This window comes from Rhodococcus sp. PBTS 1 (genome assembly GCF_001620025.1).
Taxonomy (GTDB): domain Bacteria; phylum Actinomycetota; class Actinomycetes; order Mycobacteriales; family Mycobacteriaceae; genus Rhodococcoides; species Rhodococcoides kroppenstedtii.
In genome coordinates, this window is the sequence record NZ_CP015219.1 from 325438 (window position 1) to 345315 (window position 19878).

The 19878-nt window shown below is 67.2% G+C and carries 13 protein-coding genes; all 13 read left to right on the forward strand.

Translation table 11 applies throughout. The features are described 5' to 3' along the window. The first annotated feature begins 65 nt into the window (after positions 1–65). The 13 genes from A3Q40_RS01640 (at position 66) to A3Q40_RS01700 (ending at position 19798) form a co-directional block, all read left to right on the forward strand. Entirely contained in the window at positions 66–1304 is a 1239-nt protein-coding gene (locus tag A3Q40_RS01640) for an ABC transporter ATP-binding protein (protein ID WP_235606393.1), read from the forward strand. Between the two features lie 8 nt (positions 1305–1312). Continuing rightward, the gene (locus A3Q40_RS01645) at positions 1313–2107 is read left to right on the forward strand and encodes an MlaE family ABC transporter permease (RefSeq protein ID WP_068099509.1); all 795 of its coding nucleotides are present in this window, start codon (positions 1313–1315) and stop codon (positions 2105–2107) included. 1 nt (position 2108) lies between these two features. Further along, a complete protein-coding gene (locus tag A3Q40_RS01650) occupies positions 2109–2969 on the forward strand; it encodes an MlaE family ABC transporter permease (protein ID WP_068099510.1) in 861 nt (286 codons plus the stop codon). Continuing rightward, a complete protein-coding gene (locus A3Q40_RS01655; protein ID WP_068099511.1) occupies positions 2966–4294 on the forward strand; it encodes an MCE family protein in 1329 nt (442 codons plus the stop codon). Before A3Q40_RS01650 ends, A3Q40_RS01655 begins: the two co-directional genes overlap by 4 nt. Continuing rightward, the gene (locus tag A3Q40_RS01660; protein WP_068099512.1) at positions 4291–5355 is read left to right on the forward strand and encodes an MCE family protein; all 1065 of its coding nucleotides are present in this window, start codon (positions 4291–4293) and stop codon (positions 5353–5355) included. The genes A3Q40_RS01655 and A3Q40_RS01660 overlap by 4 nt, the downstream gene beginning before the upstream one ends. Then, the gene (locus tag A3Q40_RS01665) at positions 5355–6377 is read left to right on the forward strand and encodes an MCE family protein (RefSeq protein WP_068099513.1); all 1023 of its coding nucleotides are present in this window, start codon (positions 5355–5357) and stop codon (positions 6375–6377) included. Before A3Q40_RS01660 ends, A3Q40_RS01665 begins: the two co-directional genes overlap by 1 nt. Positions 6378–6403: 26 nt before the next feature. Continuing rightward, a complete protein-coding gene (locus A3Q40_RS01670; protein WP_068104874.1) occupies positions 6404–7648 on the forward strand; it encodes an MCE family protein in 1245 nt (414 codons plus the stop codon). 2 nt (positions 7649–7650) lie between these two features. Continuing rightward, entirely contained in the window at positions 7651–8937 is a 1287-nt protein-coding gene (locus tag A3Q40_RS01675) for an MCE family protein (protein ID WP_157889461.1), read from the forward strand. Beyond that, the gene (locus A3Q40_RS01680; RefSeq protein ID WP_068099515.1) at positions 8934–10184 is read left to right on the forward strand and encodes an MCE family protein; all 1251 of its coding nucleotides are present in this window, start codon (positions 8934–8936) and stop codon (positions 10182–10184) included. The genes A3Q40_RS01675 and A3Q40_RS01680 overlap by 4 nt, the downstream gene beginning before the upstream one ends. Positions 10185–10260: 76 nt before the next feature. After that, entirely contained in the window at positions 10261–10941 is a 681-nt protein-coding gene (locus A3Q40_RS20020) for a hypothetical protein (protein WP_069973000.1), read from the forward strand. 19 nt (positions 10942–10960) lie between these two features. Beyond that, on the forward strand, positions 10961–11767 hold the full coding sequence (locus tag A3Q40_RS01690; RefSeq protein WP_157889462.1) for a hypothetical protein: 807 nt from the start codon (positions 10961–10963) through the stop codon (positions 11765–11767). A gap of 473 nt (positions 11768–12240) precedes the next feature. Continuing rightward, the gene (gene rpoB / locus A3Q40_RS01695) at positions 12241–15747 is read left to right on the forward strand and encodes a DNA-directed RNA polymerase subunit beta (protein WP_068099518.1); all 3507 of its coding nucleotides are present in this window, start codon (positions 12241–12243) and stop codon (positions 15745–15747) included. Between the two features lie 94 nt (positions 15748–15841). Then, positions 15842–19798: a DNA-directed RNA polymerase subunit beta' gene (locus tag A3Q40_RS01700; protein WP_068099519.1), complete on the forward strand. Its 3957-nt coding sequence runs from the start codon at positions 15842–15844 to the stop codon at positions 19796–19798. Positions 19799–19878 lie beyond the last annotated feature (80 nt).

Here is a 19878-nt window from a genome sequence, read left to right on the forward strand (position 1 = left end):
GATGTCGGTGAAGCATGGGTCGACGCGCCTGCGTCGTGTGCGACGAGCAGTGGGAGGGTCCAACGGTGGGTGTCGAGGTTTCGGTCGAGGGATTGACCAAGTCGTTCGGTGTTCAGAAGATCTGGCAGGACGTCACGCTGACGCTCCCGACCGGCGAGGTGAGCGCCCTGCTCGGACCGTCGGGTACGGGCAAGTCGGTCTTCCTGAAGTCGCTCATCGGCCTGCTGCGCCCGGAAGAGGGCAGCATCGTCGTCGACGGCACCGACATCATGGAGTGCTCCTCGAAGGAGCTCTACGAGATCCGCAAGCTGTTCGGCGTGCTCTTCCAGGACGGCGCTCTGTTCGGATCCATGAACCTGTACGACAACACCGCTTTCCCGCTTCGTGAACACACGAAGAAGAAGGAAGACGAGATCCGCAAGATCGTCATGGAGAAGCTGGAGTTGGTCGGTCTGACCGGTGCGGAGAACAAGCTCCCCGGCGAGATCTCCGGCGGTATGCGCAAGCGCGCCGGCCTGGCCCGCGCCCTCGTCCTGGATCCCGAGATCATCCTGGTCGACGAGCCGGACTCGGGCCTGGACCCGGTGCGCACCACGTACATCAGCCAGTTGCTGCTCAACATCAACGCGCAGATCGACGCGACGATGCTGATCGTCACGCACAACATCAACCTGGCGCGCACGGTGCCGGACAACATCGGCATGCTCTTCCGCAAGAACCTCGTCATGTTCGGCCCCCGTGAGGTGCTCCTCACCTCCGAGGAGCCGGCCGTCAAGCAGTTCCTCAACGGCACCATGATCGGCCCGATCGGCATGAGCGAGGAGAAGGACGAGGCGCAGATGCGCCAGGAGCAGGCGCTCTCGGACGCCGGCCACAATCTCGGCGGCGTCGAGGACGTCGAGGGGATCATGCCGCAGATGGACCCGACGCCCGGCATGCCGCGTCGTCAGGCCGTCGACCGTCGTCGCGAGCGCGTGCGCAGCATCATGCACACGCTTCCGGAGAAGGCGCAGCACGCCATCCAGCAGAGCCTCGACGAGGCCGACAGCGAGCGTCAGCCCGCCTATGTCGGAGCCGACGGTCAGCAGGGCGGCTACGAGCAGAGCGGTTACCAGCAGGGTGGCTACGAGGGGGGTGGCTATCAGCAGGGTGGCTACGAGGGGGGCGGCTACCAGCAGGGTGGCTACGACCAGGGCGAATGGTCCCACGACGACGCCCCGACCGAGCAGCGCGGATACCAGGGCTGGAACGAGCCCGAGCCGCGTGATCGGTACGATTCCCCGACCGACCGTCCCCGAGGCTGAGACGACATATGGCGAAGACCTCCAACCCGATCGCACGATCGGGCACTGCCGCGCTGACTCAGGCAGGCAACATCGTCGAACTTCTCGTCGACGTCGCCAGGAACACCTTCCGGCGGCCGTTCCAGTTCCGGGAGTTCATCGAGCAGGCGTGGTTCATCGCGAGCGTCACCATCCTGCCGACGGCACTGGTCGCGATTCCGTTCGGCGCCGTGGTCTCGCTGCAGACGGGGTCGCTGATCAAGCAGCTCGGTGCCGAGTCCTTCACCGGCGCCGCGAGCGTGCTGGCGGTGGTCCAGCAGGGCAGTCCGATCGTGGTCGCGCTGCTCATCGCCGGCGCCGCGGGGTCGGCGGTGACCGCCGACCTCGGCTCGCGGACCATCCGTGAGGAGATCGACGCCATGCGCGTGCTGGGCATCGACCCGGTGCAGCGTCTGGTGGTGCCCCGAGTGCTCGCCATGATCCTGGTGGCCCTGCTGCTCAACGGCCTGGTCTCCGTCATCGGCATCGCCGGCGGCTACTTCTTCAACGTGATCCTGCAGGACGGCACCCCGGGTGCCTACCTGGCGTCGTTCGGCACCCTCGCGCAACTGCCGGATCTCTGGGTCGGTGAGCTGAAGGCCGTCGTCTTCGGTCTGATCGCGGGCGTGATCGCGTCCTACAAGGGACTGCATCCCAACCCCGGACCGAAGGGTGTGGGCGAGGCGGTCAATCAGACCGTCGTCATCACCTTCCTGATCCTGTTCTTCGCGAACCTCATCATGACCCTGGTCTACCTCCAGGTCGTTCCGGCCAAGGGAGCCTGAGATGACCATCGCGCGCGGTCGCGGCGACCGCACTCTTCTCAAGCTGCGCAGTGCGGCGGGCGCCCCGCTGGGCATGCTCGATCGTGCCGGCGAGCAGATGTCCTTCTACGGCCGCGCCATCGGCTGGATCCCGCGCACCGTCGTGCACTACAAGAAGGAGACGCTGCGGCTGTTGGCCGAGGTGACCTTCGGTACGGGCGCGTTGGCGGTGATCGGCGGCACCATCGGCGTGATCCTCATGATGAGCGGCTTCACCGGTGTGGTCGTCGGGCTGCAGGGCTTCGCCGCCCTCGAGCAGCTCGGGTCCCAGGTGCTCACCGGATTCCTCTCGGCGTACGTCAACACCCGTGAGATCGCGCCGATCGTGGCGTCCCTGGCGCTGTCCGCGACGGTCGGTTGCGGCTTCACCGCGCAGCTGGGCGCGATGCGCATCTCCGAGGAGATCGACGCGCTCGAGGTCATGGCGGTGCCGTCGGTGCCGTTCCTCGTCTCCACCCGCATGATCGCCGGCTTCATCGCCGTCATCCCGCTGTACATCGTCGGCCTGTTGTCGGCCTACCTCGCGTCGCGCCTGGTCTCGACGGTGTTCAACGGGCAGTCACCGGGCTCGTACGACCACTACTTCTCACTGTTCCTGCCCCCGGAGGACGTGCTCTACTCCTTCGCCAAGGTGCTGGTCTTCGCGTTCGTGCTCATCATGATCCACTGCTACTACGGCTACACCGCGTCCGGCGGACCGGCCGGTGTGGGTGTCGCCGTGGGTCGCGCGGTGCGCGCCGCGATCGTCACCGTCGCCGTGCTGAACTTCTTCCTGAGCCTCGCCATCTGGGGCACCACGACCACGGTGAGGGTGGCCGGATGAATCACGCCCCGTCCGCGACCAAGCGCAGACTGCTCGGCGTCGGGTTCCTGCTCGTCGTCGTGCTGTTCGTCGGGTGGTCGATCGCGAGCTACTCCAAGACCTTCAAGTCGGTGGTCATGGTCGACCTGGTCACCGACACCGTCGGCAACTCGCTGCCCGCCAACGCCGACGTGAAGGCCCGCGGCATGATCGTCGGCGAGGTGCGCTCGGCCACCACCGAGGACGGCCGGGTGGTCTCGAAGCTCGCCCTCGAGCCGGACATGGTCTCGATGATCCCGTCCAACACCACGGCGCGCCTGCTGCCGAAGACACTGTTCGGCGAGCGATACGTGGCGTTGCAGATCCCGCAGGACGGCGCGAGCGCCAGTCCGATCGCCGAGGGCTCGGTCATCGAGCAGGACACCAGCGGAAACGCGATCGAGGTCGGCCAGCTGCTCGACTCGCTGCTGCCGCTGCTCGAGGCGATCCCGCCGCAACAGCTCGCCAACACCCTCGGCGCGCTGTCCCAGGCGCTCGACGGCAAGGGCGAGAAGCTCGGCCTCACCATCGACCGGCTGGAGGAGATCTTCTCCGGTCTGAACACCGAGCTGCCGAACATTCAGGAGGATCTGCGCGGTATCGCCGACCTCTCGCAGACCTACTCCACCGCGGCACCGGATCTGGTGGACGCGCTGGACGATCTGCGCGTCACGGGCAACACCGTGGTCGAGAAGCAGAACGACGTCGAGACCCTGCTGGTGTCCGCCACCGCGTCGTCGGGTTCGCTCGCGGACCTCGTGCAGACCAACGCGGAGTCGATCGTGACGGTGGCGGCGGATTCGCGGGAGGCGCTCGAGCTGCTGGCCGAGTTCTCGCCGTCGTTCGGCTGCACGTTCACCGAGTTCGTCCGGGTGGCCGAGGAGGCCAAGAAAATCCTGTCGGTCGACGCGCCGTACCCGGGTGTCCGCGCCACCATCAACTTCGTCAACCCCAAGGGTCGGTACATCCCGAACCAGGACGAGCCGCGTCTGTTCGACACCCGCGGACCGTCGTGCTTCGACGACGTCACCACCCCGGGCAAGTTCTTCCCGCAGTACCCCGGCAGCGGCGTGAACGACGGCTCCTACCAGGTGCCGTCACGCAACCCCGGCCCGGCCATCGACCCGCCGCTGCCGAATCCGCTCGATTCCCCGGTGCCGGCGTCGTACGCCGGGTCGGACGTCGAACGTGACACGCTGGCCGTCGTGTACGGCTCCGGGTCCGGGCTGGCACCGGAGCAGGTGCCGGCCTGGACCACCCTGGTGGGCGCTCCTGCGCTCCGCGGCACGGAAGTGAGTGTGCGATGAGGGGATTGGCCGCACCGCTGGTCAAACTGATCGTCTTCGCGGTGGTCACCATCCTGGCCACGGCCGCCCTGGCGTTGACCATCGCCAACGGCGCCGGGTCGGGCAACACGAAGTTCTCGGCGATCTTCTCCGACGTGGCGTCGCTCAACGAGGGCGACGAGGTGCGCATCGCCGGCGTGCGCGTCGGCACGGTCGACAAGATCGAGATCTACGAGCGCGACCGCGCGCGCGTCGATTTCGCGCTGACGCAACGCGATTGGCTGCCCGCGAGCAGTACCGCGTCCATCCGGTACCGCAACCTCATCGGTCAGCGCTACATCGCGCTGGAGGAAGGCGCCGGAAACCAGGGCGAGAAGATCACCAGCGGCGCCACCATTCCGCTCGAGCGGACCCGGCCCGCGGTGAACCTCACCACGCTGTTCAACGGATTCCGTCCGCTCTTCCAGACCCTGACCGCGGACGACGTGAACAAGCTCAGCTACCAGATCATCCAGGTCTTCCAGGGCGAGTCCGGCACCATTGGTGATCTGGTGCGCGACACCGCATCCCTGACCAACACGGTCGCGGACAAGGACCGCGTGATCGGCGCCGTGATCGACAACCTCAACGGAGTGTTGGACACGGTCAACCGCCACGACAAGGACCTCGACCAGCTGATCGTCAACACTCAGCAACTGGTGTCCGGACTGGCCGCGGATCGCGACACGGTGGGTTCGGCGGTCACCTCGCTCGCCGGGTTGACCGATGCCACGGCGGATCTGCTCGAGCCGACCCGGCCGTCGATCCAGTCGTCCATCGCCTCGATCGACCAGCTGTCGACCAAGATCAACAACCGTCAGGCCGACTTCGACGCGATCCTGAAGAACTTCCCGGTCAAGTTGGAGAAGCTGATTCGCGTCGCGAGCTTCGGATCGTGGTTCCAGTTCTATCTGTGCGGCATCGACATCGTCGCCGGACCCGGGTACGCGCCGCAGTTGAACCTGCCCACCGGCCTGCCGACCATCAACCAGCCGCTCTACACGAACTCCGCGAAACGCTGTGCGGCAGGAGGTATTTCCTGATGGAGTCCCGTCGCAAGCCGGCCGTCGCGGGTGCCCTCGGCATCTTCCTCATCCTGATGGCCACGATGAGCGCGTTCTTCCTGGACTCGCTGCCGATCATCGGTGCCGGCACCAAGTACCGGGCGGACTTCTCCGAAGCCGCCGGACTCACCTCGCGCAACGAGGTGCGTATCGCGGGCGTCAAGGTGGGCACGGTCACCGACGTCTCGCTCGACGGCGACAAGGTCGCGGTCGAGTTCACCGTCGACGACGCGTGGGTGGGCGACAAGACGTCGGCCTCCATCCAGATCAAGACGATCCTGGGGCAGAAGTACCTGTCGCTCGAGCCCAAGGGCGACGAGCGCCTGAACCCTCGGGACGTCATCCCGATCGAGCGCACCACGGCGCCGTACGACGTCATCGACGCGTTCTCCGACGCCGCCCGGACCACCGGCGACATCGACACCACGCAGTTGGCGACCAGCATGGAGACGCTCTCGCAGGCGTTCTCCGAGACCCCGGACAACATTCGGGCATCGCTGGACGGGGTGACTCGGCTGTCGCAGACAATCGCCTCCCGCGACGAGCAGCTGTCCAAGCTGTTCGCGGCGACCAACACCACCACCAAGGTCCTGGCGGATCGCAATCAGGAGTTCACCCGGTTGATCGGTGACGCGTCGGTCCTGGTGCAGGAGTTGAACAATCGCCAGCGGTCCATCTCGCAGTTGCTCATCGGCACGCAGCGGGTTTCGCGTGAGCTGACCGGTCTGGTGCGGGACAACGAAGCCCAGATCGGGCCGGCGCTGGCCTCCCTCGGCCAGGTCATCGAGACCCTGCGGACCAACAACGAGAACATCTCTCGGGCCATCGAGATGTACGAGCCGTTCGTGCGGCTCTACACGAACATCGTCGGCAACGGCCGGTGGTTCGACCAGGTCATCGTCAACACGTTCCCGCCGGGTCTGCCCGACATTCCGGGGTACCGGGAGCCGATCCGCACGCTCGGTGTGGATCCCGTTCGCAGTCCGGGAGCAGGCCAGTGACCGCCGATCAGGATTCGTCGCGTTCGATGTTCACCAAGCGCAGTCTGGGACTGATCGCGGCCGTCGTCGCCGTCGTCGTTCTCGTGGTGTTCGCCCTGTGGTGGGCGTTCACGCGCCTCGGCACGACCACGATCACCACGTACTTCGACAAGTCCGTCGGCGTGTACGAGGGCACCGAGGTCCGGGTGCTCGGCGTCAAGGTCGGTGAGGTGACCAAGGTCGAGGGGCTCGGCGATCAGGTGCAGGTCGACCTGCGGGTGGACGGCGGCGTCGACATCCCGGCCGACGCGCGAGCGGTGCAGATCGCCCCGTCGGTAGTCGCGGACCGGTACGTCCAGCTCGCCCCCGCCTACACCGGCGGCGAGAAGATGGAATCGGGTGCGGTGATCCCGCGCGAGCGCACCGCGACCCCGGTCGAGGTGGACGAGCTGTACCAGAGCATCGACCAGCTGTCGGAGGCGCTCGGACCGAACGGTGCCAACCGCGACGGCGCCCTGTCCGATCTCGTGAGCACGGGTGCGCGCAACCTCGAGGGCAACGGCGAAGCGCTGAACGACACGCTGACACAGCTGTCCGGCGCGGTCGACACCCTGGACTCCTACCGCGGCGACCTGTTCGGCACGGTGCAGAACCTGCAGACCTTCGTCAGCGCTCTCGCAGCCAACGATCAGCAGGTGCGTGCGTTCAACGAGCAGTTGTCCTCCCTCACCGGCTTCCTGGCGGGGGAGCGGGAGAACCTCTCGCAGGCCTTGCAGCAGTTGTCGGTGACGCTGGGCGACGTGGCGGGCTTCGTCCGCGACAACCGTGATCAACTGAGCACGGATCTGGATGCGCTCGCACCCACCACTCAGCTGCTGGCGGACAACCGCGGCAAGCTCGCGGACACGCTGACCTTGCTGCCGCTGGCCGTCGCCAACGTCGCGAACTCCTACAACGCGGAGAACGGGTCGCTCGACGCGCGGTTGCTCTTCCAGGAGTTCCAGGATCCGAAGACGTTCTTCTGCAGTCTGATCGATCTCCAGAAGCTGCGCCCGGGCGATCCGCAGTTCGAGGCTCTCGGCCGACAGATGCAGCCCATCGTCGACAACTGCGGGACCATCATCGATCAGGCCGTCGCCGGGGTGAAGACCCCCACGCTGGTGCTGCCGTTCGGACTGATCACCGGCGACAACATCCAGCGGAACGTCGAGCCCGGCACGGTGCCGGGCAACCCGTCCCCGCGCCTCGATCTGAACCTGCCCGGAATGTCGATTCCGCAGGGAGGGGAGTGACCGTGCGAGTCTCACGTGCATCGACCCGTCGCGTTGCCGTCGCCTCCGGCGCCTGCGTGGTGGCCCTGACCGTCGGAGCGTGCGGCTCCGAGGGGGTCTACGGCATCCCGTTGCCCGGCGGCGCCGACGTCGGGTCCGACCCCATTCGCCTGACGCTGCAGTTCGACGACGTGCTGGACCTGGTGCCGCAGTCGACCGTCAAGGTCGACGGTGTCGAGGTCGGCCGGGTCACGGACATCTCGGTGCCCGGCGATTCGTGGATCGCCGACGTCACGGTCGAGGTGAACAACTCGGTGGATCTGCCGGCGAACGCCACGGCGTCCATTCAGCAGACCAACCTCCTGGGCGAGAAGTTCGTGCAGTTGTCGGTCCCCGAGGGTGACGCCGACGCGGCGCGACTGATCGGCGGCGACACGATTCCGGTCGAGCGCACCCGCCACGCCACCGACATCGAGCAGGTGTTCGGCGCGCTGTCGATGCTGCTCAACGGTGGCGGCGTCGCGCAGCTCGCCCCGATCGTCAAGGAACTGAACACGGCGACCGAGGGCCGCGAGGACCGGCTGCGCTCGTTGATCGAGCAGGCGAACACCCTCATCGGCGGGCTCGAGGAGCAGAAGGGCGACATCACGCGGGCTCTCGACGGTCTCGACGTGCTCACCGGAACCCTGAACCAGCAGACCGAGAAGATCGACCGCATCCTCGCGGACCTGCCGGTGGCCACGGAGGTGCTCGAGCAGCAGCGTCCGCAGCTGACGCAGTTGCTCACCCAGCTGGACCGGCTCGGCGAGGTGGGGACCGACGTCATCGAGCGCAGCAAGGACGATCTCATCGCCGACCTGCGCGCCCTGCGTCCGACGCTGCAGGAACTGGCGACGTACGGCGACGAGCTCATCACCGACCTCGCGTTCGTACCGACGTTCCCGTTCCCGGACGGCGTCGAGAAGATCGCCCAGGGCAACTCGGTCAACCTGTTCATCAGCGCGGACCTGCAGATCGGCAACCAGCTGAGCACCTTCGGTGTGGGTGAGGGCAATCCGATCTACAGCCCACCCCTCAACGGTGAACCGAAGCCGCGGGTGGATCCGTCCAACCCGTACTACAACGGCAACGGGCCGCGACCGGGCTGGCCGACGGTGTCCCTGCTCCCGCTTCCGCCCGTGATCCCGTCGCCGACGCCGCCGCCGGGTGTTCCCGCCGCGGCGCCGCCGTCGGCGAATCCGCTCGACGGCATTCTCGAACAGTTCGGTATCGGCGCTGCCCCCGGCGCGCAGCCGGGAGGTGGACAGTGAGATCGAAGTTGGTCAGCACCCAGCTGGTCGCGTTCGTGGTGATCGCGCTGCTCGGCATCGTCTACGTCGGTGCGAAGTACGTGCGGATCGATCAGTTGCTGGGCTTCGGTCAGTACACGGTGACCGGGCAGTTCGCGGACTCCGGCGGCATCTTCCAGAACGCCGAGGTCACCTACCGCGGCATTCCCGTCGGCCGCGTCGGCGCTCTCACCCTCACCGAGCAGGGCGTGGACGTGGCCCTGAACCTCGAGAAGGGCGGCCCGGACATCCCGTCCGACACCGTCGCCGTGGTGGCCAACCGTTCCGCGATCGGTGAGCAGTACGTCGATCTGCAGCCGCGGACCGATCAGGGGCCGTTCCTCGAGGACGGCAGCACGATCGCCGAGGCCGACACCTCGATCCCCACCCCGGTCGAGGATCTGCTGCGCAACGTCGACACGCTCGCCTCGACGGTGCCGAAGGACGATCTCCGCACCCTGGTCACCGAACTGGGCACCGGCTTCGAGGGCACCGGCACGGCGCTGGCGGGCCTCGTGGACTCCCTCGACACCTTCTCGCAGGACGGTCTGACGAACCTGCCGCAGACGCTCACCCTCATCCGGGACAGCCGCGTGGTCCTGGACACCCAGAGCGAGCAGTCGTCCGCGATTCAGCAGTTCAGCTCCGACCTCGCGCTGGTCACGGCTCAGCTGCGGTCGAACGATCCGGACATCCGCCGTCTCATCGACAACGGGATTCCGTTCTCCGACGAGACCGGCGCGTTGGTGTCGCAGGCCGGCCCCGGGCTGACCACCAACCTCACCAACTTGGCGGGAATCTCCGAGGCGCTCAGTCCGCGCACGTTCGCCCTGCGGCCGCTGCTGCAGTTCCTGCCCGCTCTGGCGCAGGGTGCGAACGCGGTGAGCCCGGGCGACGGCACCATCCACTTCGGCATCGCGCTGGAGGTCAACAACCCGCCGGCGTGCACGCAGGGGTACGAGGGAACGCAGGCCATCGTCGACGCCGAAAAGGCGCGCAATCCCGATTTCGACCCGACGCAGCAGGACTTCCCGATCAACCTCGACGCCAACTGCACGGTGCCGCAGGGGTCGCTCACCGGCGTGCGCAGTGCCAACCGCGCGCAGTTCGCCGATCCGAACGTCCCGCAGCCGTGGGACAGCAAGCCGAAGGTGGCACCGGACCCCATCGATCTGAACCCCATCGCCACGCAGCTCGCCGCGCTGCTGGGCATCACGGTTCGTCCCTGACGCGCCGGCTCGTCCACCGGGTGGCCACCGGTCCCTGTCGGGGCCGGTGGTTACCGCCTAGTAGGGTGGCGATGTGATGCCAACCACCTCTTCGGCCCCGTCTTCCGGGGGCACCCGGTCCTGGCCGGTCGTCGCGGCGGCCGCGGTCTGTGCGGTCGCGGCTGTGCTCGCCGTGGTCTCGGCCGTGTTCTGGTTCCTCGCGTTCCGCGAGTCCTCCGCCGCGGCCACACGTGACGACGCGCTCGCGGGCGCTCGACAGGCCGCGATCAACCTGAACTCCGTCGACGCGAACGATCTCGACAAGACCTTCGCCGACATCGAGTCCTCCATCACCGGAGACGAACTCACCTCGGGCCTGAACGACACGCGGGATCAGTTCCGCGAGCAGTTCGCCGACACCGGCGTCGTCACGACGGCGTCGGTGCAGCACGCCGCGCTGGTGGGCTTCTCGGCCGACGAGGGCACCGCGCAGTCGCTGATCGTCCTCACCACCGACACCACCAAGCCCAGCGGCAACGAGCGCTTCCAGAGCACGCTGCGACTCGAGCTCCAGGACGTCGACGGCACGTGGAAGGCGACGCGGATCCAGCCGATCGGGGAACGCATCCCCCTGCAGCTGCCGCAGTCGGCGACCACCGACCCCGCTGCGCCCGCCGACCCCGCCGCGCCCGCCGATCCGGCTGCGCCGGCCGACCCCGCCGCACCGACCGACCCCGCCGCGCCGGCGGATCCCGCCGCGCCGTCCGGCGGCCAGTGATCTCGCGCTAGGAGAGTCCATGCCCCCCGCACGTCGTCGTCCCCCCGTGGGCGCCACGCGTCCCCCGGCCGGAGCCGTCCGTCGCAAGAAGGTTGCCGGTCGACCCGCCGGCCCGGTGAACCCGGACACCACCGAGAGCACCGACGACACCGGCACCGCTACCGACACCGACGCCTCCGGGGCGGTCGATCTCTCGAAGCCCACGGCCGAGCCCACTCAGCCCACCGAGTCCGGCACCTCCACCGAGTCCGGCACCTCCACCGAGTCCGGCACCTCCACCGAGGCCGGCACGTCCACCGAGGTCGGCGCCGACCCCGCCGAGCCCCGCGTGCGTCGTCCGCTCTCGCCGCTCGTTCCGATCCTCGGGGCGCTGGCCGTGGTGTTCGCGGTGATCGCCGTTCTCGGGCTCGTGCGTCCGGGTGCACCGGAGGTGACCAACAGCGCCTGGGTCGACACCGGCGCCACCCGCGAGGTGACGTCGGCCGGGCGGGACGCGCTGCAGACGGTGTTCAGCTACGGCTTCGACACCATCGACCAGGACCAGGAGGCGGCGCGCGCCGTCCTGAACGACGAGCGTCGAGGGGAGTACGACTCGACGGCGGAGCAGACCAAGCAGGGTGTGCTGCAGACCCAGACGGTCACGACGGCGACGGTGACGGACATCGGGGTCTCGTTGCTCGACGGCGACCGCGCCGAGTTGGTGGCCAGCATGGACATCGCGGCTCGCCAGGACGGCGTGGACCAGGGGACGGTCCAGACTCCGGTGGCGTTCACGATGGAGCGGGTCGACGGCAAGTGGCTGATCGCCACCATCGACAACCGCTAGCGGACACGAACCCCGGTACGAAACGCCGCGCGCGCTCTTGACGCGGGGCGTCCGGGAGTCCACTCTGATTACCGGATTCGTCCGTCGGCCCGGTTTCGACCGGGTCGCCGCCGGGGTACACATCGGCGGATGCGGCGGACGCAGTCCGATCGCCGAGGTTTCTGGGCGGCGCCGGAGCAAATGGAGGCACCGGGCGCCGACAGCGGGTCTCGGCGGACCTGCATCTCGATGTCGGCATCTCCCGCCGGTGCTCGTCGACGTCCGTGACCCACGCGTGTTGCCATGTCCGCGTTTCTGGGGTACTTTTGGACGTTGCGCTGGGTGCCTCCTGTCATTCTCCAGACTCCGCCTCGATGGACACGTGTGTCCGTCGCTGCCGAGCGAGGGCTTCGTACGGGTCGTGACCAGCGGAGTTCCCACTCGAAAAGCAGATACAGCGACGGTCGCGCAGTGCAGCAAGCGGCCCGCGTGAGGTGCTGGAAGGACGCATCTTGGCAGTTTCCACCCAGTCCAAGGAAAACGCCGGAACCCCCGGAGCCCCGAAGAGGGTGTCGTTCGCGAAGATTCGTGAACCCCTCGAAGTTCCGGGGTTGCTCGATCTTCAGACCGATTCGTTCGAATGGCTCGTCGGAACCCCCGAGTGGCGTGCCCGTGCCGAGGCACGCGGTGACAGTTCGGTCAGCGGCGGCCTCGAGGACATCCTGACGGAGCTCTCGCCCATCGAGGACTTCTCCGGCTCGATGTCCCTCTCCTTCTCCGATCCGCGCTTCGACGAGGTCAAGGCCTCCATCGAGGAGTGCAAGGACAAGGACATGACCTACGCGGCGCCGCTGTTCGTCACCGCGGAGTTCATCAACAACAACACCGGTGAGATCAAGAGCCAGACGGTCTTCATGGGTGACTTCCCGATGATGACCGACAAGGGCACGTTCATCATCAACGGCACCGAGCGCGTCGTCGTCTCGCAGCTCGTCCGGTCCCCCGGCGTGTACTTCGACCACACGGTCGACAAGACCACCGAGAAGGACCTGCACAGCGTCAAGGTCATTCCGGGCCGCGGTGCGTGGCTGGAGTTCGACGTCGACAAGCGTGACACCGTCGGCGTGCGCATCGACCGCAAGCGTCGCCAGCCGGTCACCGTGCTGCTGAAGGCTCTGGGCTGGACCACCGAGCAGATCACCGAGCGCTTCGGTTTCTCGGAGATCCTCATGGCCACGCTGGAGAAGGACAACACGGCCGGCACCGACGAGGCGCTGCTCGACATCTACCGCAAGCTGCGTCCGGGCGAGCCCCCCACCAAGGAGAGCGCGCAGACCCTGCTGGAGAACCTGTTCTTCAAGGAGAAGCGCTACGACCTCGCTCGCGTGGGCCGCTACAAGATCAACAAGAAGCTGGGCCTGAACTCGGGCCTGCCCATCGAGGCGTCGACGCTGACCGAAGAGGACATCGTCGCCACCATCGAGTACCTCGTGCGTCTGCACGCAGGAGAGAAGTCGATGACGGCTCCGGGCGGCGTCGAGGTGCCGGTCGAGGTCGACGACATCGACCACTTCGGCAACCGCCGTCTGCGCACGGTCGGTGAGCTGATCCAGAATCAGATCCGCGTGGGCCTCTCCCGCATGGAGCGCGTGGTCCGTGAGCGGATGACCACCCAGGACGTCGAGGCGATCACGCCGCAGACCCTGATCAACATCCGCCCGGTCGTCGCCGCGATCAAGGAGTTCTTCGGAACGTCCCAGCTGTCGCAGTTCATGGACCAGAACAACCCGCTGTCGGGTCTGACCCACAAGCGTCGCCTGTCGGCGCTGGGCCCCGGCGGACTGTCCCGTGAGCGCGCCGGCCTCGAGGTGCGCGACGTGCACCCGTCGCACTACGGCCGCATGTGCCCGATCGAGACCCCCGAGGGTCCGAACATCGGTCTGATCGGTTCGCTCTCGGTGTACGCGCGGGTCAACCCGTTCGGCTTCATCGAGACGCCGTACCGCAAGGTCGTCGACGGTCGGGTCACCGACGAGGTCGACTACCTGACCGCGGACGAGGAGGACCGCCACGTCGTGGCGCAGGCCAACTCGTCGATCGACACGTCGGGTCGCTTCGTCGACGACCGCATTCTCGTCCGTCGTAAGGGCGGCGAGGTCGAGTTCGTCTCGTCCGACGACGTCGACTACATGGACGTCTCGCCGCGGCAGATGGTCTCGGTCGCGACGGCGATGATTCCGTTCCTCGAGCACGACGACGCCAACCGTGCCCTCATGGGTGCGAACATGCAGCGTCAGGCCGTGCCGCTGGTGCGCAGCGAGTCCCCGATCGTCGGTACCGGCATGGAGCTCCGTGCCGCCGTCGACGCCGGCGACGTCATCGTCACCGACAAGACCGGTGTGGTGGAGGAGGTCTCGGCCGACTACGTCACCGTGATGGCGGACGACGGCTCGCGCTCGACCTACCGGATGCGCAAGTTCGCCCGCTCGAACCAGGGCACGTGCGCCAACCAGCGTCCGATCGTGGACGAGGGTCAGCGTGTCGAGGCCGGCCAGGTGCTGGCCGACGGTCCGTGCACCGAGAACGGCGAGATGGCGCTGGGCAAGAACCTGCTCGTCGCCGTCATGCCGTGGGAGGGCCACAACTACGAGGACGCGATCATCCTGTCGCAGCGCCTCGTGGAGGAGGACGTCCTCACCTCGATCCACATCGAGGAGCACGAGATCGACGCCCGCGACACCAAGCTCGGTGCCGAGGAGATCACGCGCGACATCCCCAACGTCTCGGACGAGGTTCTCGCGGACCTCGACGAGCGCGGCATCATCCGCATCGGTGCGGAGGTCCGTGACGGTGACGTGCTGGTCGGCAAGGTCACGCCGAAGGGCGAGACCGAGCTCACCCCCGAGGAGCGCCTGCTGCGCGCGATCTTCGGCGAGAAGGCGCGCGAGGTGCGCGACACGTCGCTGAAGGTGCCGCACGGCGAGAACGGCAAGGTCATCGGCATCCGCGTGTTCTCGCGCGAGGACGACGACGATCTGCCTCCGGGCGTGAACGAGCTGGTGCGCGTCTACGTCGCGCAGAAGCGCAAGATCCAGGACGGCGACAAGCTCGCCGGCCGCCACGGCAACAAGGGCGTCATCGGCAAGATCCTCCCGCAGGAGGACATGCCGTTCCTGTCCGACGGCACGCCGATCGACATCATCCTGAACACGCACGGCGTCCCGCGTCGTATGAACATCGGTCAGATCCTCGAGACCCACCTGGGCTGGATCGGCAAGACCGGATGGAACGTTCAGGTGGCGACGGACGGCACTCGACCCGACTGGGCCGAGACGCTGCCGGAGGAGATGTTGGCGGCGGACGCCGACACCAACATCGCCACCCCGGTGTTCGACGGCGCCAAGGAGGACGAGCTGACGGGTCTGCTGTCGAGCACGATCCCCAACCGCGACGGCGATCAGATGGTCGGCGCCGACGGCAAGGCCACCCTGTTCGACGGTCGCTCCGGCGAGCCGTTCCCGTACCCGGTGTCCGTGGGCTACATGTACATCATCAAGTTGCACCACCTGGTCGACGACAAGATCCACGCTCGCTCGACCGGGCCGTACTCGATGATCACGCAGCAGCCCCTCGGCGGTAAGGCTCAGTTCGGTGGACAGCGCTTCGGTGAGATGGAGTGCTGGGCCATGCAGGCCTACGGTGCGGCGTACACGCTGCAGGAGCTCCTGACCATCAAGTCGGACGACGTGGTCGGTCGCGTCAAGGTCTACGAGGCGATCGTCAAGGGCGAGAACATCCCCGAGCCCGGTATCCCCGAGTCCTTCAAGGTGCTCCTCAAGGAGCTCCAGTCGCTCTGCCTCAACGTGGAGGTGCTGTCCTCGGACGGCGCGGCCATCACGATGGCGGACGGCGACGACGAGGATCTCGAGCGTGCCGCGGCCAACCTGGGAATCAACCTCTCCCGCAACGAGTCCGCCACCGTCGACGATCTCGCTCAGTGAGGTGCCGGCCGGCGCGGGGTTTCCCGCGCCGGCCCGCCCTCACCGATGTAGCAGCAGATAACTAACCCCGTCACCGGGGGAAAGGAAGTACGACGTGCTGGACGTCAACTTCTTCGATGAACTCCGCATCGGTCTCGCGACCGCGGACGACATCCGCAACTGGTCCTACGGCGAGGTCAAGAAGCCGGAGACCATCAACTACCGCACGCTCAAGCCGGAGAAGGACGGCCTGTTCTGCGAGAAGATCTTCGGACCGACTCGCGACTGGGAGTGCTACTGCGGCAAGTACAAGCGCGTGCGCTTCAAGGGCATCATCTGCGAGCGCTGTGGCGTCGAGGTCACGCGCGCCAAGGTGCGTCGTGAGCGCATGGGCCACATCGAGCTGGCCGCCCCGGTCACGCACATCTGGTACTTCAAGGGTGTGCCGTCGCGGCTGGGCTACCTGCTCGACCTGGCGCCGAAGGATCTCGAGAAGATCATCTACTTCGCCGCCTACGTCATCACCTCGGTGGACGACGAGCTCCGCCACAACGAGCTCTCGACCCTCGAGGCCGAGATGGAGGTCGAGAAGAAGGCCGTCGCCGATCAGCGCGACGCCGATCTCGAGGCCCGCGCGCAGAAGCTCGAGGCGGACATCGCCGAGCTCGAGGCCGAGGGTGCCAAGTCCGACGTGCGCCGCAAGGTCAAGGACGGCGGCGAGCGCGAGATGCGTCAGCTCCGTGACCGCGCGCAGCGTGAGCTGGATCGTCTCGAGGAGATCTGGTCCACCTTCACCAAGCTGGCGCCGAAGCAGCTCATCGTCGACGAGCTGATCTACCGCGAGCTGGTCGACCGCTACGGCGAGTACTTCACGGGCGCGATGGGCGCGGAGTCCATTCAGAAGCTCATGGAGACCTTCGACATCGAGGCCGAGGCCGAGTCGCTGCGCGAGACCATCCGCAGCGGCAAGGGGCAGAAGAAGCTCCGCGCCCTCAAGCGTCTCAAGGTCGTGGCCGCGTTCCAGTCCACCGGCAACTCGCCGATGGGGATGGTCCTCGACGCCGTGCCGGTGATCCCGCCGGAGCTGCGTCCGATGGTCCAGCTCGACGGTGGCCGCTTCGCCACCTCGGACCTCAACGACCTGTACCGCCGCGTCATCAACCGCAACAATCGCCTCAAGCGACTGATAGACCTCGGTGCGCCCGAGATCATCGTCAACAACGAGAAGCGGATGCTGCAGGAGTCCGTCGACGCCCTGTTCGACAACGGTCGTCGCGGCCGCCCGGTCACCGGACCGGGCAACCGCCCGCTGAAGTCGCTGTCCGATCTGCTCAAGGGTAAGCAGGGCCGCTTCCGTCAGAACCTGCTGGGCAAGCGCGTCGACTACTCGGGCCGTTCGGTCATCGTCGTCGGCCCGCAGCTCAAGCTGCACCAGTGCGGTCTGCCGAAGCTCATGGCACTCGAGCTGTTCAAGCCGTTCGTGATGAAGCGTCTGGTCGATCTGAACCACGCGCAGAACATCAAGTCGGCCAAGCGCATGGTCGAGCGTCAGCGTGCCCAGGTGTGGGACGTCCTCGAAGAGGTCATCGGCGAGCACCCCGTGCTGCTGAACCGCGCCCCCACGTTGCACCGCCTCGGTATCCAGGCGTTCGAGCCGCAGCTCGTCGAGGGCAAGGCCATCCAGCTGCACCCGCTCGTCTGCGAGGCGTTCAACGCCGACTTCGACGGTGACCAGATGGCCGTGCACCTGCCGCTGTCGGCGGAGGCGCAGGCCGAGGCCCGCGTGCTGATGCTGTCGTCGAACAACATCCTCTCGCCGGCGTCGGGTCGTCCGCTCGCCATGCCGCGTCTGGACATGGTGACGGGTCTGTTCCACCTGACCCGTCTCGACGAGACCGCCAAGGGTCAGCTGTCGCCGGCCACCGGTGAGGGCCCCGAGCAGGGCATCTACGCGAGCCCGGCCGAGGCACAGATGGCCGTCGACCGCGGTGTGCTCACGGTGCAGTCGCCCATCAAGGTGCGGCTGACCAATCAGCGCCCCTCGCGGGAGCTCGAGGCCGAGCTGTTCCCCGAGGGCTGGGCGCCGGGCGACGCCTGGACCGCCGAGACCACGCTGGGCCGCGTGCTCTTCAACGAGCTGCTGCCGGCGAACTACCCGTTCGTCAACGAGCAGATGCCGAAGAAGCGTCAGGCGACGATCATCAACGATCTCGCCGAGCGGTACCCGATGATCGTGGTCGCGCAGACCGTGGACAAGCTCAAGGACGCGGGCTTCTACTGGGCCACGCGGTCGGGCGTCACCATCTCCATCTCCGACGTGCTCATGCCGCCGGAGAAGGCGGAGATCATGGAGTCGTTCGAGGCGCAGGCCGATCAGATCGAGCGCAAGTACCAGCGCGGCGCGCTCGACCACACCGAGCGCAACTCGGCTCTGGTCAAGATCTGGCAGGAAGCGACCGAGCAGGTCGGTAAGGCCATGGAGGCCCACTTCCCCGACGACAACCCCATCCCGATGATCGTGAAGTCCGGCGCCGCCGGAAACATGACTCAGGTGCGGTCGCTCGCCGGCATGAAGGGTCTGGTGACCAACCCGAAGGGCGAGTTCATCCCGCGTCCGATCAAGTCCTCCTTCAAGGAGGGCCTGACGGTCCTCGAGTACTTCATCAACACGCACGGTGCCCGTAAGGGTCTGGCCGACACCGCGCTGCGTACCGCCGACTCGGGCTACCTGACCCGCCGTCTGGTGGACGTGTCGCAGGACGTCATCGTGCGCGAGGTGGACTGCGGGACCGAGCGCGGCATCACCACGACCATCGCGGAGAAGCTGGCCGACGGCACGATGATCCGGGACGCGCACGTCGAGACCTCGACGTACGCCCGCACCCTGGCCGCGGACGCGGTCGACGCCGACGGCAACGTCGTCGTCGAGCGTGGACACGACCTGGGCGACCCGGCCATCGACGCACTGCTCGCGGCCGGCATCACCACGGTCAAGGTGCGCTCCGTGCTCACCTGCACCACCGGCACGGGCGTCTGCGCCACCTGCTACGGCCGCTCGATGGCCACCGGCAAGCTGGTCGACATCGGCGAGGCCGTCGGCATCGTCGCCGCCCAGTCCATCGGTGAGCCCGGCACGCAGCTGACCATGCGTACGTTCCACCAGGGTGGTGTGGCCGGCGACGACATCACCGGTGGTCTGCCCCGCGTGCAGGAGCTCTTCGAGGCTCGTGTGCCCAAGGGCAAGGCGCCCATCGCGGACGTCTCGGGTCGCATCCAGCTGGAGGAGGGTGATCGCTTCTACAAGATCACCATCGTTCCGGACGACGGCGGTGAAGAGGTCGTCTACGACAAGCTCTCGAAGCGTCAGCGTCTGCGTGTGTTCAAGCACGACGACGGCACCGAGCGCCTGTTGTCGGACGGCGACCACGTGGAGGTCGGCCAGCAGCTCATGGAAGGTGCTGCCGATCCGCACGAGGTCCTGCGTGTCATGGGCCCGCGTCAGGTGCAGATCCACCTCGTCAACGAGGTCCAGGAGGTGTACCGCAGCCAGGGTGTGTCCATCCACGACAAGCACATCGAGACGATCGTGCGCCAGATGCTCCGCCGCGTGACCATCATCGATTCGGGCTCCACGGAGTTCCTGCCCGGATCGCTGACCGAGCGCAGCGAGTTCGAGGCGAGCAACCGTCGCGTCGTGTCCGAGGGTGGCGAGCCCGCGGCCGGACGTCCGGTGCTGATGGGTATCACCAAGGCATCGCTGGCGACCGACTCGTGGCTGTCCGCGGCGTCGTTCCAGGAGACCACTCGCGTGCTGACCGACGCGGCGATCAACTGCCGCTCGGACAAGCTGATCGGTCTCAAGGAGAACGTGATCATCGGCAAGCTGATCCCGGCCGGCACCGGCATCAACCGGTACCGGAACATCACGGTGCAGCCCACTGAGGAGGCACGGGCCGCGGCCTACGCGGTGCCGTCGTACGACGATCAGTACTACAGCCCGGACGGCTTCGGCCAGAACACCGGTGCTGCCGTACCGCTCGACGACTACGGCTTCTCGGGCGACTTCCGGTAGTCCGGTAGCGCAGGTTCGACGCGAACCGACACAGGACTCGGCCCCGCACTCGTCTCGAGTGCGGGGCCGATCCGCGTTCG